We start from the raw sequence: 15,315 nt of genomic DNA, 5'->3' as shown, positions 1-15,315 counted from the left end.
CCATCAAAACGGGAGGATGGAAGCATCGGGATGAGGAGCACAGGCGCCGATCTTCAGGAAAAATCGCTGCACGAGCGCATCCGCAATGATGTCGAGCGTCATATCATGTCGGGCGAGTGGCCGCCGGGATACCGCATTCCCTTCGAACACGAGATGACCCGTCAATATGCCTGTTCTCGCATGACGGTGAACAAGGCTCTCGGCGAATTGGTGCAGCGCGGACTGATCGAAAGACGCCGCCGTCTCGGCACCTTCGTTCGCCAGCCCCATGCGCAATCGGCCGTTCTGGAAATTCACGATATCGAGCGGGAGGTGCAGACGCTGGGTCTGGTCTATGGTTACCGTCTCGACAAACGACGGCTGCGCCCTGCGGGGGAAGAAGACGGCGCATCCATGGCGCTTGCCGCGGACGCCCGGGTTCTGGAACTTACCTGCACGCATTTCGCCGGCGGTATTCCCTTTTGCCTTGAGGAACGCATCATCAATGTCACCGCCGTTCCGGAAGCGGAATCTGCCGATTTTTCGCAGATCGGCCCGGGAACCTGGCTGCTGAAGATGGTTCCATGGAGCGCTGCCGAACATCGCATCAGCGCCGTTTCCGCCGACCGTAAAAATGCGGCAGCGCTCGGCATAACCTCCGGTGCGGCATGTCTGGTCATCCATCGCCGCACCTGGCATGGGGCGGACTACGTCACCAGCGTCCGGGTGACCTATCCCGGTGACCGCCACGCCCTCGTGGCGCAATTTTCGCCCTCTCAAAACGCCTGAGGGCGCTCCGACGGTCAATTTTTTGTAAAGAAGAGTTTACGGGTGGTCTTTTGACAATATAATAGTTGTCAAAAGAACTCAGGTTTATTATCGGAACGTCAAGCTTTCACGACGGTATCCGTTCATGACCCCGGTTTTCAGGAACCGGTCAATCTGCGGATGAGTTCATCGACGGAAATCCGGGATAAAAATTATGTCAGCTGAGACCTCAACTTCTTCCGCGTCCTTCACCAAGGCAAACAAAACACGGCACATCTCACTTGCCATGACGGTCACCTTGCTGGCCGGCTTGAGTGCCGGAGCGGTTTTTGCTCAGTCGGCATCTGACACCCAGACACAGTCCGCCCCGGGAACGGAAACGGTTCAGCCTGCGCAGCAGCCGGCGGAAACGCCGAGCGCTCCGGCAATCCAGCCGGCACCGCCTTCCGCTGCTACACCGGAGCAGCCAGCCGCTGCCGCGCCTGCGCCGCTGCAGCCTGCGCCTGCCGCAGGTAACTCCGCGCCGGCGGCTGAAGGTCTCGCACCACAGCCGACACAGACTGAACAGCCCGCACCAACGAACGCAACAGCCGCGCCGAACGAAGTCTCGACGCCGGTTGAACCCGTAAGTGCCGAGCCTGCGAGTGCTGAACATCGTGCGGACATTCCGCACAACCTGTCCCCCTGGGGCATGTTCATGGCGGCGGACTGGGTCGTGAAGGGTGTCATGATCGGTCTTGCCTTCGCATCGCTCGTCACCTGGACAGTATGGGTTGCGAAGTCGATCGAACTTGCCGGTGCCCGCGTACGCGCCGGTTCGACGCTTAAGGTCATCCGCCGGGCAAAGACCCTGAACGAGGCGACTGAGGCCGTCGAAAAGAAGGGCGGGCCGGCAGCGCTGATGTTGCGCATGGCGACCCACGAAATGCAGCTTTCCGATGCGGTGGTCGAACATACGGATGGCGGCGGTATCAAGGAGCGTGTCTCTTCGGCGCTGTCGCGTATTGAAACCCATGCCGGTCGCCGCATGTCACGCGGAACGGGCGTTCTCGCGACCATCGGTTCCACCGCTCCCTTCGTCGGCCTGTTCGGCACCGTCTGGGGCATCATGAACTCTTTCATCAGCATTTCGGAATCGCAGACGACCAACCTTGCCGTTGTTGCGCCGGGCATTGCCGAGGCGCTGCTCGCCACCGCCATCGGTCTCGTCGCCGCCATTCCGGCCGTGGTGATCTATAACGTCTTCGCCCGCTCGATCACCGGTTACCGCCATCTGCTGGCGGATGCAGCAGCCGGCGTGGAACGCCTCGTCAGCCGCGACCTCGATTTCCGCCGTATTCCGCCGGGCAGCGCCAGCAAGCCAGCAGTATCGCTGGTTGGACGGTGATCGGTCATGGCTGGCGGTATTCGCGAAAATAGCGGAGACGATCTCTCCGAAAACCACGAGATCAATGTCACGCCCTTCATCGACGTGATGCTGGTTCTGCTGATCATCTTCATGGTCGCCGCGCCGCTGGCGACCGTGGATGTGAATGTCGATCTGCCCGCCTCCACGGCCAAGCCGGCGGAGCGTCCGGAGGAGCCGCTCTATCTGACGGTCAAGGACGATCTCTCACTCAATCTCGGTAATGACGCGGTTGCCCGCGAAGCCTTGGCGGCCGCCATCGACAGGCAGACCGGCGGCAAGAAGGACACGCGTATTTTCCTGCGTGCCGACAAGGCCGTCGACTACGGCCACTTCATGGAAATCATGAACCTGCTGAGAGATGCCGGTTATCTGAAGATCGCCCTGGTGGGACTGGAAAACGCGGCTGCGGCGTCGCAGCCCGCCGCTGCTGGCCAACCCGTGGCGCCGGCAGCGCAGGGAACCGCGCCATGACTGAAAACGGCTACCCGCAGGCCCGGCATTCCCGTCTCGGGGAAGTGACGCTGTGGTCCGCCGCGGCGCTGCTCATGCTGGGCGTTCATGCCGGTTTTGCCTATTATCTGATGCAGGAGCCCGAGGAGCAGGAAGCCGGCGGGCCGCCTCCTGCCGCGATCATGATCGAAATGGCGGCGATACCGGAAGCCGTCAAGACTGAAGAAACGACGCCGGCGCAGGATGTCGAAGACGCGGAAGAGGTGAAGAGCGACAGCAGCGAACCGGTGGAGGAAGCCGCCCCGGAAGAGCCGCCGCCACCGGAGCCGGTTGCGGAAACGCCGCCACCACCGCCGGAGCCGGTGCAGCCGCCTGAGCCGCCGGTCGAGGAGATCGTCGAACCGCAGGAAATTCCCGAACCCGTGGAACCCATCGATCCTGTTCAGGAGCAGATGATGGCGGAACTCGAAAATGTCGAGGTTCCCTTGCCAGTCGTAAGGCCTCCGCCGCCACCCGTCGAAAAGAAGGTGGAAAAGAAAGAGCCGGAAGAGAAAAAGAAGGTTGAGCGCCAGCGTCCCAAGCCGCAGCAGGCATCGGAATTGCGCGAAACCGCAAAGGCGGAAGCCCAGCAGTCCGATCGGACGGCGGCATCACGCAGCAATGCCGGTTTCTTCTCGTCCTCGTCCATGTCAAATGCCGACTGGGGTGCGAAAGTGCGCTCGGCGATGCAACGGCGACTGGTTCGCTCGGCTGGAAAATCGGGAATGACCATTACGGTTTCGTTCAAGATTGACAGCGGCGGATCCGTCGGCGGTGCGAGGATTGTTTCATCCACCGGCGACTCGGCGATGGACCAGAAGCTTCTGGCCGTCATACAAAAGGCGTCCGTCTCGCCGCCCCCTCCAGGCGCAAATACGAGTTTTACCTTGCCGATTCTTTTCAAGTAGGCTGGAACTGAACGATTATCTCAGGCATCCCAGCTCCGGAAAGGATGGGATGCCTGATTTATTTTCCATGTTGATTTGCAGCGGTCCTATGCCGCAAAGTAGGACCAATCCGTCCCATCGCATGCAAGCCAACAGGAATCACGAAAATCATGAAATTCTCAATCGCAGAGGCGGAGGATCTCGTATCCTCTATCTTTGAGCGCAATGGCGTTCTGCCGCAAAACGCCCGCTCGGTGGCAAAGGCGCTCGTCGCCTCCGAGGCGGCCGGTCAAGGCGGTCACGGTTTTCGTCGTATCCCTGTTTATATTCGCCAGGCGCGGGTTGGAAAGGTCGATGGCAAGGCGCGTCCCGTAGCGGCGCGGGTAAAGCCGGGCGTCCTCTCAGTCGACGCCAATCACGGCTATGCCTATCCGGCGATCGATTGCGCCCTTGAGGAATTGCCTGACATGGTCCGGCAGCAGGGCATCGCGCTTGCCGCGATCCACCGTTCCCATCATGCGGGTGTCATGGCGCTGACGGTCGAGCGGCTCGCCGAAATGGGCTTTGTCGCGCTCATGTTCGCCAATGCGCCGGCATCCATGGCGCCCTGGGGCGGCAGCAAACCGCTTTATGGAACCAATCCAATCGCCTTCGCCACCCCCGTCGGCGGCGCCGATCCGCTGGTGATCGATCTGGCCCTGTCCAAGGTCGCACGCGGAAAGATCATGGCGGCCCGCCAGAAGGGTGAAACCATCCCCGGCGACTGGGCTCTGGACCGAAACGGCCGGCCGACGACCGATCCCGAAGAGGCCATAGAGGGAACCATGGTGCCCGCAGGCGAGGCTAAGGGCGCTGCCTTGGCGCTGATGGTGGAGATCATGGCAGCAGCGATTACCGGCGGAAACTTCGCATTCGAGGCGTCTTCCCTTCTGGATGACAAGGGTGCTCCGCCGTCGCTCGGCCACACGATCATTGCCATAGATCCGGTATCGTCGGGCGGTGCCGCTTTTACCGAGCGACTGGCGCTCATCGCTGGCGAAATAGAAAAGCAGGAGAATGTGCGTCTGCCCGGCCGGCGCAGCCAGGGCGTTCGCAGGCAGGCTCTGGAAAGCGGGATCGTCGTCGAAAGCGATATTCTCGCTGAAATCCAGTCGCTTTGACGAGCCGAAAAATAAAAACCCGGCGGACCGAGTGATCCGCCGGGCAAACCGTTTATAGCTGCTTTGCACTGCGTCGATGTGGATCGGAAATCATTTCCGAACCACTTCTGGTCCGCCATCCTTCCATTGAAAGGAAGGATTCTGACGCAGAAAGCCGCTCATCCGGTTTTGGCTTACGGGAAGGGGACGATTTCGCGTAAGCTGTCGTAGCGGGTCATGGGCGCCGGTCGGCCTTGGTCCGGCGCGATCAGGCATCCTGTTCGATCAGGCCGCGCAGCAGCGCGATGCTGACCGCATTCAGCAGATTGGCAGCACCCAGCCTCTGGCGCACCCGCTCCAGCGTATCCTTTACGTCCGCTTCGTCCGCACCGGTCATCAAGGCGACGTGTGAGGGATGTTTGCCCCGTGCCACCAGTCCCAGATACTGTCGTTCACGGTCCGAAAGGACGATTTCACGTGTTTGGCGATGTTCATGCGGCGTTTTCGAAGACATGTTCTTTCAGCCTCAAAAGAGATCGACCTTCGCGCAGCACGATCAGGGTCTGTTATAATTCCAATCCCTTGAACCGGCCGGCTAACCACTGCGTCTGCTCTTGAGCAGCAACGCCAATCTCGGTCAGGAGTTTCGTCAGGCATCAGGAATTCTGCAATAAACGGTCACTTGCGCACCAGCCGGTCCCGGCATCATCTCTCGGCAATGGAAAACTGCTCCATTATTCTTCCCAGGAACCGGAATCGGTGCCTTTCGAGAACAATAAAAGATTCAAAGCTTTGGAATGTTTTCGTTATACCCGAAGGGACACGCGGCGCTCTATTATGCGATATCCCATATCAAGAGAATAACATCTCGCGCCAAGTTCTGCGTCTTTATTGTTATGTTTCGATACAGAAGCCGATAAACATCGATATATTTTACAAATTTATTTGATGATTGCGAAACATTGATGCAGAAAACGGGTCTTATCCGGTGGAATGATGCGCGTGTTTTCTGCGAATATCCGTGGGCGTTGCCCCGAACCAGCGGGAAACGGAGCGCGAAAACGCCCCTGGCGTTGAATAACCGAGCCTGTAGCTGATGTCGGAGACCGGAAGGTCGCTTTCCACGAGAAGCTTGAAGCCGGCATTTTTGCGAATGGCGTCCTTTATCTCGTTGAGATTGGTTCCAAGCTCCGCAAGCCGCCGCTGAAAACTACGCTCCGACAGGTTGAAATAGGGTGCGATTTCGCCGAGCGACAGTTCCGCATCAGAGAGCCGCACCTGCATGTATCGTTTCACCTGATCGATGAAATGTGTCGCATCCGCCGATGTTTCCGGCCGCAGCATCCGGCACTGCAAGTTCATCAGTTCGAACAGCCGCTCATCCGCATTCGGATTGACCACATCGAGAAGCGATGTTGGAAGACGCATGGTATGGATAGGCTGGGAAAAGCTGACGCGTCTGGTCATTCTTTCTTTAAATAGCTGAATATTATTCGGTTTCTGCCGTTCCAGACCGATCTCTATCTGGTTGATCCGCTCTCCTAGAATATCGCGAAGGCGCTGGATCAGAATAGCAAGCGATAAATCCACATATTGATCGCGCTTGGCAATCACCGGCGCAAAGGACCATGACAGGGTAACCTGCGCGGCATCCGCCACCATGGTGAAGTTGCTATTATTGGTCGCGTAATAAACGTGATCCTGAAGAAACCGCAGAAAGGCTCGCACCGTCGGCGCGCTGATCAGGCCATATCCGAATGCGCCGGATGCGCCGGCGGGAAAGGTGGAAGCGCATTGCAGACCGAAGGCATCGTCACCGGAGATCAATGCGCAGGTCTCCAGCAGGCGGCACAATCTGTCGAGGCTGATACGCTCCGTCAGGCTGTCGAACGTGGCGGGATTTATATCGAGAGCCTTGCAGATGGGGGTGATATCAATGCCCCGCGACCGCGCATAATTGCCGACGCCAGCGGCAAGACCGGCCACCACAGTTATCTCGTCGCTGACCCTCTTGTCGGGCATCCCTCGCCTTGGCGTAGCATGTTTGGAAATTGTCGCCTGATGGTAAGCTTTGTAAGGCCTCTTGTCGAGCGGTTAGGCCGGGGGATTTTAGAGGCGGGCAGGGCGGGCGTTCTGCTCTAGCACCTGCATGATGGTTTTCCCCGCATCTTCGATGGCACCACTATTGTCCACCGTCGTTACGTCGAAATCCCCGGCGACCGCAAGCGAGCTGCGTTCCAGCCGCAGGAGGATTTCCTCCCGGCTTTCCCGCCCGCGCTGCTCCAGCCGCCGCGCCAGCACCTCCGGCCGTGCAACGATGTTCACCACCTTGAGGCGTGAAAAGGCGGCGCCAAAATGGGGTAACGCCGAGCGCGAGCCGTTGGCGATCACCACCTCTCCCGCATTGAGATGGTGATGGACGGCGGCTGGAATGCCGTATTTCAGCCCATGCGCCTGCCAGGAGACCGCAAAGGCGCCCTCATCCTGTAAGCGGTTGAACTCGGTCATGGACACGGCATCGTGGTTTTCGCCGCCCGCATCGCCGCTACGGGTAATGACCCGGCGGGTGAAGTGGAAGCCCGGCCGTCCGCACAATTGTGCCGCCGCATACTCCATCAGCGTGTCCTTGCCGGCCCCGCTCGGGCCGACAATCACGATCATGGTTCCGGGCGTTGCGCCGGCCCGCCGATTATCCTGTTCCTCACCGGTCATGCGACACGTTTGCCCTGACGCCAGACGGAACGGGCAACGGGAACACCATCTTCGCGGTGAACCCTGACGAGATCGGCCCGCAATCCCGATGCTATGCGGCCGCGGTCATGCAGGCCCACCGTTCGTGCCGGTGTAGCGGTGACCATGCGGAGCGCTTCCGGCAGGGTGATGGCTTCCACCTGGTCGGCGAGCAGGAACGGCGCGTAAAGCAGGCTGAACGGCACATAGTCGGAAGAGAGAACATCCAGCACGCCGAGCTCGGCGAGATCGCGTGCAGCGATGTTGCCGGAATGGGACTTGCCACGGACGATGTTCGGCGCACCCATCAGCACGCTCATGCCGGCACTGTGCGAAGCTTTTGCCGCCTCGACGCTGGTGGGGAATTCTGCCAGTTTCACGCCGTGTCCAATCGCTTCGCCCACATGGGCTTCGGTTGCGTCGTCGTGGCTTGCAACGGTTATGCCGCGCGCCGCGCAACGGGCGGCGAGATAGTCGCGGTGCTTGGCGGAAAATTCCGCCGATGCTTCCTGCCGCCGTCTGACAAATTCGGCGAAGGCCTCGTCGCTCAGTCCGCGCTTTTTCTGATAATAGAAGATGTACTGATCCATCGACTGGAACTGGCGCTGTCCCGGGGAATGATCCATCATCGAAATCAGCCGCACGCGTGGATCGGTTTCGAAATCTTCGAAATGTTCCAGCACATCGGCGGAGGCGACTTCGCAGCGCAGGTGCAGCATGTGGTCTGCCCGCAGGCGGTTCTGATCGGCCGCAGCCTCGATGGCGTCGGCCATTTCCCGCATTTCGCCCTTCTTGAAGCCGCCATCCTCGTCGGAGCCAAGCCGCAGGCAGTCGAACACCGTGGTGATGCCGGACGACGCCACCTGTGCATCATGAGCCTGGATGGCAGCGATCTTGTCCCAAAGCACGCCGGGGCGTGGCGAATAATGTTGTTCCAGATGGTCGGTGTGCAGCTCCACCAGACCGGGGATGAGGAAGTCGCCTTCGAGATCCTCTCCGGTTTTGGAGGCGCCTTCGCTGATATCGGCAATTTTGCCGTCACGGATCAGAACGGAACCCAGAATAATATCGTCTTCCAGAACGATACGGGCGTTGGAAAGGGCGTGCTCGGTCATGGGGTCGCATCTTTCTTTGGCTGCTGGCCAAGCGGGTGCCAGCGATGAACGGTAAAGGGCGCGCCACGCGTTTCTTCTATGAACAAAGCGAGGCCGGAAATGTGGAGGGGCTGATCTGTAAATTCGGCGAATTTCGCCGTGAGAATCTCATGCATGGCGGGCTGATCGCCCTCATCGATACGGCCGGTCAAAGTCATGTGAAAACGGAAGTCATCCATGACATGCGGATAACCCCAGAGCGACAGGTTCTGCCGCTGGCTTTCCGTCAGCATTTGTGGCCGCCGCCGGGCAATGTCGGTCTCGGACAGGGGCGCGCGAAACCGGTCGAAATGGTCAACGATCTCCGCGGCAAAATCCTGCAAGGGCTGATGGATGCGATCAGGGACCAGCGCGAAAAACGGTCCGAGTGCACCGACGACAATGCGCGGAACATCGAAAGCAGACTGGCTGGTGGCAAAGTCTTCCAGAGCGGTGATGAGGTCTGCCTCGCTGTATTTTTCAGCAAGCTCAAAAGGAGCCTTCAGCGTGGCGTGGAAACCGTAACGGCGGGGCTCTTCCGTCATTTCCGCATAGCTATCGTGGTCGTCATGCAGAGTGCCGGAAAACGCATCCCGCCCAAGCCAGCGCGATGCTGCTTCGGTTAGCGGATGATCTTTAGCCGGAGAAAAATAGATGGCGTAGCGCACGGTAAGCACTCTTCAGTGTCATGGAAAACCAAGGATGAAAAGCTATTTGGCGTGACTCGCCCGCTTCCCGCAAGGTCAGGAGTGCGAGGTAATCGCTTTCCGTGACAGAATGATGATGCAGCTGGAAAAAACTGCATTCGAAAAGCAGTCAGGCTCCAGAATACCTTGAAGATGCGCCACCATGTGAAGGCGTTTGCACGGCAAGAAAATTTGCTTCTGTGCCGAGCGAAAGCGGGAGGGCGAAAGCCGTGTGGCTTTCGCGTAAAATCCCGCTTCGGTGATGCGACTAGTGCTGTGTCTTCCCGATCAGGCGCGAGCGCAGGGAGTTCGAAATATGGTCGAACAGGAAAACAACGAACAGGATGAGCAGGACCATATAGGCGACCTTGTCCCAGTCGGCATTGGTGCCCATCGCTTCCAGGAGTTTCAGGCCGATACCGCCGGCGCCGACTGCGCCGATGATCGTGGCTGAGCGGGTATTGCTTTCCCAGAAATAGAGCGATTGGGAAATGAAGACTGGCAGGACCTGTGGAAGCACGCCGAAACGATTGACGGCAATCGGCGATGCACCGACCGACTTGACGCCCTCGCGCTGCTTGTCATCCACATTTTCCAGCGCCTCGGCATAGACCTTGCCGAGCGCACCCGTATCGGTGAAAAAGATCGCGGCGATGCCGGGGATCGGTCCCGGGCCGAAGCTGCGGGTGAAGAACAGGGCCCAGATCAGCATGTCGATCGAACGCAGGAAGTCGAACAGGCGCTTCATGCCCCAATTCGCTGCCTTGTTGGCGGTGATATTGCGCGCAGCGATGAAGGCGAGCGGCAGGGCAACGAGCGTACCGAATAGCGTGCCCACAAAGGCCATGACCAGTGTCTGCATCAGCTTGGAGAAGATATCGGCGTGCTGCCAGACGCTATTGTCAAGGAAATCGTCGGCCATATGGCCGATATTGGAGCGCTCCGGATCGAGCCTCTCTCCCCACAATGCCAGGGCAGCCAGTTCGCGGTAACCCTTGCCCCAGAATTCCGACTTGGTATCGAACAGGAAATTCGCCCATCCGAGAAAACGCCGCTGCACATAGACCTGGCTGGTGCGGATTTCCGCCTGACCGGCAAAACCGTAATGCACCAGAACCTTGTTGCCGTCCTGCTGGATTTCCTGCGGCAGACCTTCAGGCGCACGGGCCGCCTCACCATTGATGATGACGGGATAGTTCTTGCCGTCGACATAGACGTCCACCCGGGTCGGGGTGACATCGAGGCGATTTTCCGTGCCCGCATAGATCACGCTATAGCCGCCATCCGGCAGTGGCTGCAGCCAGTCGATCTTTGCATCGGCGGGATATTGCCCGCGGCTCGACCATTGTGCATCCACCTTGCCATCTTCGAAACGCAGACGCGGCTGTGCTCGCCAGGAATACCAGTCCTGAATATAGCTGGAGGCGCGATCCCAACGACCCTGCGCGAAGGTCGGCCCGACATTGAAAAAGAAAAAACAGGCGATGAGATAAACAACGACGGCGACAATGCCGGCGAGCAGACCGTATCGCTGCATGAAACCGCGATTGAACACTGCGGGATGTGCGGCTGTCAGCCTCTCGCGGTCAGCGGTGTTGAGAATGAAGCTGGACGACATCAGGCCGCTCCCCGTCCGAATTCAAAGGATTGATGACCAATCAGCCTGCGGCGCAGCCAGCCGGAAAATTGGTCGACAGCGATGATGGTGATCAGCAGCAGGATGATGATGGCATAGGTCTTGGAAGCATGATCGTTACCGATCGAAAGCCGGAAGACCTCGCCAATGCCGCCGCCGCCGACGGCGCCGATGATGGTGGAGGCGCGCACATTGATTTCGGCGCGCAGCAGTGCGTAGGAAACGAAATTGGGCAGAACCTGCGGCACGATGGCGAAGCGTACCCGCTCCAGCCAGTTGGCTCCGGATGCGCGCAGACCCTCATCCGGCTTCATGTCGGCATTCTCTACCACTTCGAAGAACAGCTTGCCCAAAGCGCCGATCGTGTGGACGGAAATCGCGATGATCGCGGCGATCGGGCCGATCGAGAGAATGGCGGTCAGCAACCCGGCGACGACGATCTCAGGAAAGGCGCGCAGCACTTCCATCACCCGGCGCACGACCCAGCGCACGATCCCCGAACCGACAAGATTGGTGGAGGCGAAGAAGCACAGCACGAAAGCGAAGCCCGTGCCAATGATCGTCGAGACCAGCGCGATATTGAGGGTAATGATCAGCTGATAGATGAAATGCGGTATGTAGAAACTGTCGGTGACGTAAACGCGATCCGCGACATAGTTGTATTTCATCGAGCCGTTGTCATAGGGCGACGGCAGGTCGAACATCGCCCGGAAGATTTCAAGCGGACTGTCCGGCACGAAAGTTTTCAGGAAGTCGAAAAAATACGGCAGCCGCTCGAAGAACTTGCCGGAATTCGCCTCATTGGCGAAATTCAGCGACGCTCCGAGAATGATCAGAAAGACCACGAGCGAAATGACGGTATAAATCCGTCGCGTCGCAAGCTGCTGTTGATAGTGACGCATGACCGTTTTGGACGATGCGCTCAATCCCTCGCGCGTGAGGGTACCAGGTTGCAGTGTGGTCGCCATGCCGCTTTTCCCTTATTGGCAAAAGCGGCGATGCCGCCAGGCACCGCCGCTTCCGGAACATGATGTCAGGATCAGCCGCCGATAACGGACTTACGGGCGTCGATGATCGTCTGGTAGAAGGACGGATCGACCTTGATGTAGGCAGTGTTCTTACCCTGGGTGTAACCCTGGAAGCAGGCGAGGTCTTTCTTCGGCAGTTCCATGAAGAAGGTCTCGACCTTCTGCTTCATGCTGTCGCCGATCTTGTTGGCAACGAGAAGCGGACCGTTCGGGATCAGCGGGGACTTCCAGACTTCGACGATATCGTCCATGTCCAGGTTGCCCTTCTTGACCATCTGATAGAGGTTGCCGGCCGTATAGCCTTCTTCCCACTTGCCGACGCCCGAACCGAAGGTGGTGCCGACATCAAACTTCTTGTCGAGAACGGCGAGAACCAGGTTTTCATGACCGCCACCGAAGCCGGTTTCGGCGAAATATTCCTTGACCGGAACGCCGGTTTCCTTGGGGATCGCCACGTTCGGGATGAGGAAGCCGGAGGTGGAGTCGGGATCGGCGAAGCCGATCTTCTTGCCCTTGGCGTCGGCCAGCGTCTTGATGCCGCTGTCCTTGCGGGCAACCATGATCGTGTAATAACCGGTCGAACCATCGGCGCCGGCCGTGGTCAGGATCGGATCGACGGCCTTCGGATCGGCAAGAGCGATCTTGGCGTAGGAGGAGGCGCCCATGGAGGCGATGTCGATGGTGCCGCCAAGCAGGCCCTGGATCACGCCGTTATAATCCGGCGATGGGAAAACCTGAACTTCGGAAACGCCGGTCGCAGCCTTGAGGCCATCGGCAACGCACTTCGTGTTGCGGATCTGGTCAGCTTCGTTTTCGGAACCGTCGAGACCGATACGCAGGACCTTGACGTCCTGAGCCATGGCGGAACCGGCCAGAACGCCAAGGGCGACTGCCGAAAGAAGGATTTTCTTCAACATGGACTTTCTCCTGTTTCCCGGCGAGCCGGAGTTTGTTGTGAAGTATCGGCCCTTGACGCGGGCGCAAACGATGCTGAGCGGTTCCTCAGAGCCCGGCGAGAGCGAGCGGTTCGGGACCGGCAGATTGCTGCACCGGCCGCGCGGCAAGCTGCGCGCCGGGAATATTGATGCTGGTCGAGGTCATGGTCTCGTCGATGCCGGCGCCGTGCGAATCCGTGCCGTAAATCTCCGTGACGGCTGCTGCCGTCAGCTCCGCCGGCGTTCCGTCGAAAACAACGCGACCCTGCGACATGCCGATGATGCGTTCGCAATAATTGCGCGCCGTATCCAGTGTATGCAGGTTGGTGATGACGGTGATGCCTTCGCGCTCGTTGATGTCGCGCAGCGCGTCCATCACGATCTTGGCGTTCAGCGGGTCGAGGGAAGCGATCGGCTCATCGGCCAGAACCATCTTCGGAGACTGCATCAGCGCACGGGCGATGGCCACGCGCTGCTGCTGGCCGCCGGAAAGCGTGCCCGCCGCCTGCATGGCCACATGTTCGATGCCAAGCCTTTCCAGCGCGGCAATCGCCATCAGGCGTTCTTCATCCGTGAAGATGTTGAAAAGGCTGAGCAGCGTCGAACGATGGTTGAGGCGGCCGAGCATGACATTGGTAAGCACGTCGAGGCGCGGCACCAGATTGAACTGCTGGAAGATCATGGCGCAGTCGCGCTGCCAGTTGCGGAGCGCCGCACCCTTCAGCGCCGAGACTTCCGCGCCGTTGAAATGAATGGAACCCGAGGAGGGGTCGACGAGGCGGTTGATCATGCGCAGCAGCGTCGATTTTCCGGCACCCGAACGGCCGATCACGCCAACCATCTGGCCTTGCGGTATCTCGACATTCACGGCATCGACCGCAGTGTGGTTGCCGAAACGGCGCGTGACTTGCTTCAGGTGAAAGCTCATTTCCCCGTCCAATCTTCTTGTTACGGGGTTCGACCTAACAGGGGTCCGTGAAGTGTGGATGTCAGTTTGATGAATAAAATATTACAGAATTCGCAGATGAGACATCCGTGTGTTCGCCGACAAACCTTCCCGGAGAGTTTTCAGAGGATTGAAACTCTTCCCGGCAGCATCGTTCCTCAAAACGCCATCGCGCAGATCCCGGAATATGCTTCCGGAATCTGCGATTGCTTCGGTTCTGGATGGAGTTTAGCCGGCGTATTTTGCGACGAAATCCTCTGCCGCGAGTGTCCGGAAATCATCGAGCGCGCCGCGCAGCGTTGCGTGGTCCCAGTCCCACCATTTCAGAGCGTCCATACGGCTTCCGAGCTCGGCCGGGAAACGCTCCCGGATCAGCCGGGCGGGAACGCCGCCGACGATGGTATAGGGTGCCACATCTTTGGAAACGACCGCACCGGCCCCGATCACCGCGCCGTTCCCGACAGTGACGCCGGGAAGTATGGTCGCGCCATGGCCGATCCAGACATCGTGGCCGATCACCACCCGCTTGGCGCGGCGGGCCGCGAAGAAGTCCTTTTCATCCTCGGCATCGTCCCAGTAGCTGCGGGCGCGATAGGTGAAATGATGCAGCGTCGCCCGCGACATCGGATGATTGGTGGCGTTGATGCGCACGGAAGCGGCGATGTTGACAAATTTGCCGATGCTTGCGCACCAGATCGCGCCATCCTGCATGACATAGGAATAATCGCCCATCTCCACTTCCTCGATGCGGCAACGCTCCGAAATTTCGGTATAGCGGCCGATCGATGAGCTGGTGACGCGGGCACTTTCGTGGATGACGGGTTCGAGACCGACCTTGACGCTCATGCCGCTGCCTTCCGGGGAGAAAATTGCGAGACATCAAGAATGCGGTCGGCCACGGCTTCCCGCACTTCCTCGTCATGAAAAATGCCAAGCAGGGCCGTGCCCTTCGCCTTTTTCTCGACGATCATGTCAACGACCACGCGCCGATTTGTGGCGTCGAGCGACGCTGTCGGCTCGTCCAGAAGCAGGATTGCATGATCGGTGATGAAGCCGCGGGCAATATTCACGCGCTGCTGCTCGCCGCCCGAAAACGTCGCCGGCGGGAGTGACCAAAGTTCCCGCGGCAGGTTGAGCTTCGAAAGCAGCATGGCTGCATGTTCGCGCGCTTCATCGGCGGCAACCTTGCGCGCCAGAAGCGGTTCGGCAACGACATCGATGGCAGCGACACGCGGCACGGTGCGCAGGAACTGGCTGACATAACCGATGGTGCGGTGGCGGATCTCGAGGATCGTGCGCGGCGAAGCATTGCCGATGTCGACGACCTGGCCTTCATGACGGATGAGAATCTGCCCGCTGTCGATGGCATAATTGCCATAGAGCATTTTCAGGATCGAGCTTTTGCCGATGCCGGACGGGCCGCCGAGCACGACACATTCGCCGCCGCAAACGGAGAAACTGACATCGCGGACGACGGGCAATTCGATACCGTCGCGAAGATGCATGGTGAAGCTTTTGAAGACTTCCGAAACGATAAGAGGCGTCGGCATG

General features: G+C 59.2%; 16 protein-coding genes. 5 read left to right on the top strand and 11 right to left on the bottom strand.

All coding sequences use genetic code 11. From position 1 onward, the window contains the following. Positions 1–30: 30 nt before the first annotated feature. The 5 genes from hutC to AC1ROR_RS12265 all read left to right on the top strand — a co-directional run bounded on the left by hutC (position 31) and on the right by AC1ROR_RS12265 (position 4,691). The gene (gene hutC / locus AC1ROR_RS12285) at positions 31–768 is read left to right on the top strand and encodes a histidine utilization transcriptional repressor HutC (RefSeq protein WP_142174709.1); all 738 of its coding nucleotides are present in this window, start codon (positions 31–33) and stop codon (positions 766–768) included. 193 nt (positions 769–961) lie between these two features. After that, entirely contained in the window at positions 962–2,134 is a 1,173-nt protein-coding gene (gene exbB / locus AC1ROR_RS12280; RefSeq protein WP_035219572.1) for a tonB-system energizer ExbB, read from the top strand. Positions 2,135–2,140: 6 nt separating this feature from the next. After that, positions 2,141–2,626, top strand: a complete 486-nt coding sequence (gene exbD / locus AC1ROR_RS12275; protein WP_035219571.1) for a TonB system transport protein ExbD — start codon at positions 2,141–2,143, stop codon at positions 2,624–2,626. Then, positions 2,623–3,552 (top strand): energy transducer TonB family protein, encoded by a 930-nt coding sequence (locus AC1ROR_RS12270; protein WP_035219570.1) that lies wholly within the window; start codon positions 2,623–2,625, stop codon positions 3,550–3,552. Before exbD ends, AC1ROR_RS12270 begins: the two co-directional genes overlap by 4 nt. Before the next feature lie 149 nt (positions 3,553–3,701). After that, positions 3,702–4,691, top strand: a complete 990-nt coding sequence (locus AC1ROR_RS12265) for an Ldh family oxidoreductase (RefSeq protein WP_498589542.1) — start codon at positions 3,702–3,704, stop codon at positions 4,689–4,691. 247 nt (positions 4,692–4,938) lie between these two features. Here the strand turns inward: AC1ROR_RS12265 and AC1ROR_RS12260 are convergent, their stop codons facing one another. The 11 genes from AC1ROR_RS12260 to phnL all read right to left on the bottom strand — a co-directional run bounded on the left by AC1ROR_RS12260 (position 4,939) and on the right by phnL (position 15,314). Beyond that, entirely contained in the window at positions 4,939–5,184 is a 246-nt protein-coding gene (locus tag AC1ROR_RS12260) for a helix-turn-helix domain-containing protein (protein WP_035219567.1), read from the bottom strand. Between the two features lie 467 nt (positions 5,185–5,651). After that, positions 5,652–6,692: an AraC family transcriptional regulator gene (locus AC1ROR_RS12255; RefSeq protein ID WP_498589541.1), complete on the bottom strand. Its 1,041-nt coding sequence runs from the start codon at positions 6,690–6,692 to the stop codon at positions 5,652–5,654. 87 nt (positions 6,693–6,779) lie between these two features. After that, on the bottom strand, positions 6,780–7,382 hold the full coding sequence (phnN, locus tag AC1ROR_RS12250; RefSeq protein ID WP_498589540.1) for a phosphonate metabolism protein/1,5-bisphosphokinase (PRPP-forming) PhnN: 603 nt from the start codon (positions 7,380–7,382) through the stop codon (positions 6,780–6,782). Beyond that, on the bottom strand, positions 7,379–8,515 hold the full coding sequence (locus AC1ROR_RS12245) for an alpha-D-ribose 1-methylphosphonate 5-triphosphate diphosphatase (protein WP_080833042.1): 1,137 nt from the start codon (positions 8,513–8,515) through the stop codon (positions 7,379–7,381). Before AC1ROR_RS12245 ends, phnN begins: the two co-directional genes overlap by 4 nt. After that, on the bottom strand, positions 8,512–9,210 hold the full coding sequence (locus AC1ROR_RS12240; RefSeq protein WP_208612384.1) for a DUF1045 domain-containing protein: 699 nt from the start codon (positions 9,208–9,210) through the stop codon (positions 8,512–8,514). Before AC1ROR_RS12240 ends, AC1ROR_RS12245 begins: the two co-directional genes overlap by 4 nt. 277 nt (positions 9,211–9,487) lie before the next feature. Further along, positions 9,488–10,837 (bottom strand): phosphonate ABC transporter, permease protein PhnE, encoded by a 1,350-nt coding sequence (gene phnE, locus AC1ROR_RS12235; RefSeq protein ID WP_498589539.1) that lies wholly within the window; start codon positions 10,835–10,837, stop codon positions 9,488–9,490. Continuing rightward, positions 10,837–11,823: a phosphonate ABC transporter, permease protein PhnE gene (phnE, locus tag AC1ROR_RS12230; protein ID WP_498589538.1), complete on the bottom strand. Its 987-nt coding sequence runs from the start codon at positions 11,821–11,823 to the stop codon at positions 10,837–10,839. The genes phnE (AC1ROR_RS12235) and phnE (AC1ROR_RS12230) overlap by 1 nt, the downstream gene beginning before the upstream one ends. Before the next feature lie 71 nt (positions 11,824–11,894). Continuing rightward, complete coding sequence (gene phnD / locus AC1ROR_RS12225) at positions 11,895–12,800, bottom strand: phosphonate ABC transporter substrate-binding protein (protein WP_035219553.1); 906 nt, start codon at positions 12,798–12,800, stop codon at positions 11,895–11,897. A gap of 85 nt (positions 12,801–12,885) precedes the next feature. Beyond that, positions 12,886–13,746 (bottom strand): phosphonate ABC transporter ATP-binding protein, encoded by an 861-nt coding sequence (gene phnC, locus AC1ROR_RS12220; RefSeq protein ID WP_035219542.1) that lies wholly within the window; start codon positions 13,744–13,746, stop codon positions 12,886–12,888. A gap of 246 nt (positions 13,747–13,992) precedes the next feature. Further along, a complete protein-coding gene (locus AC1ROR_RS12215; protein WP_498589537.1) occupies positions 13,993–14,610 on the bottom strand; it encodes a transferase hexapeptide repeat family protein in 618 nt (205 codons plus the stop codon). Beyond that, positions 14,607–15,314, bottom strand: a complete 708-nt coding sequence (gene phnL, locus AC1ROR_RS12210; protein ID WP_498589536.1) for a phosphonate C-P lyase system protein PhnL — start codon at positions 15,312–15,314, stop codon at positions 14,607–14,609. Before phnL ends, AC1ROR_RS12215 begins: the two co-directional genes overlap by 4 nt. Position 15,315: the final 1 nt, after the last annotated feature.

The organism is Agrobacterium sp. GW821-FHT14E08, assembly GCF_058803865.1.
The sequence above is the reverse complement of the archived record's forward strand: the minus strand, read 5'-3'. Positions and strand labels throughout refer to the sequence as shown.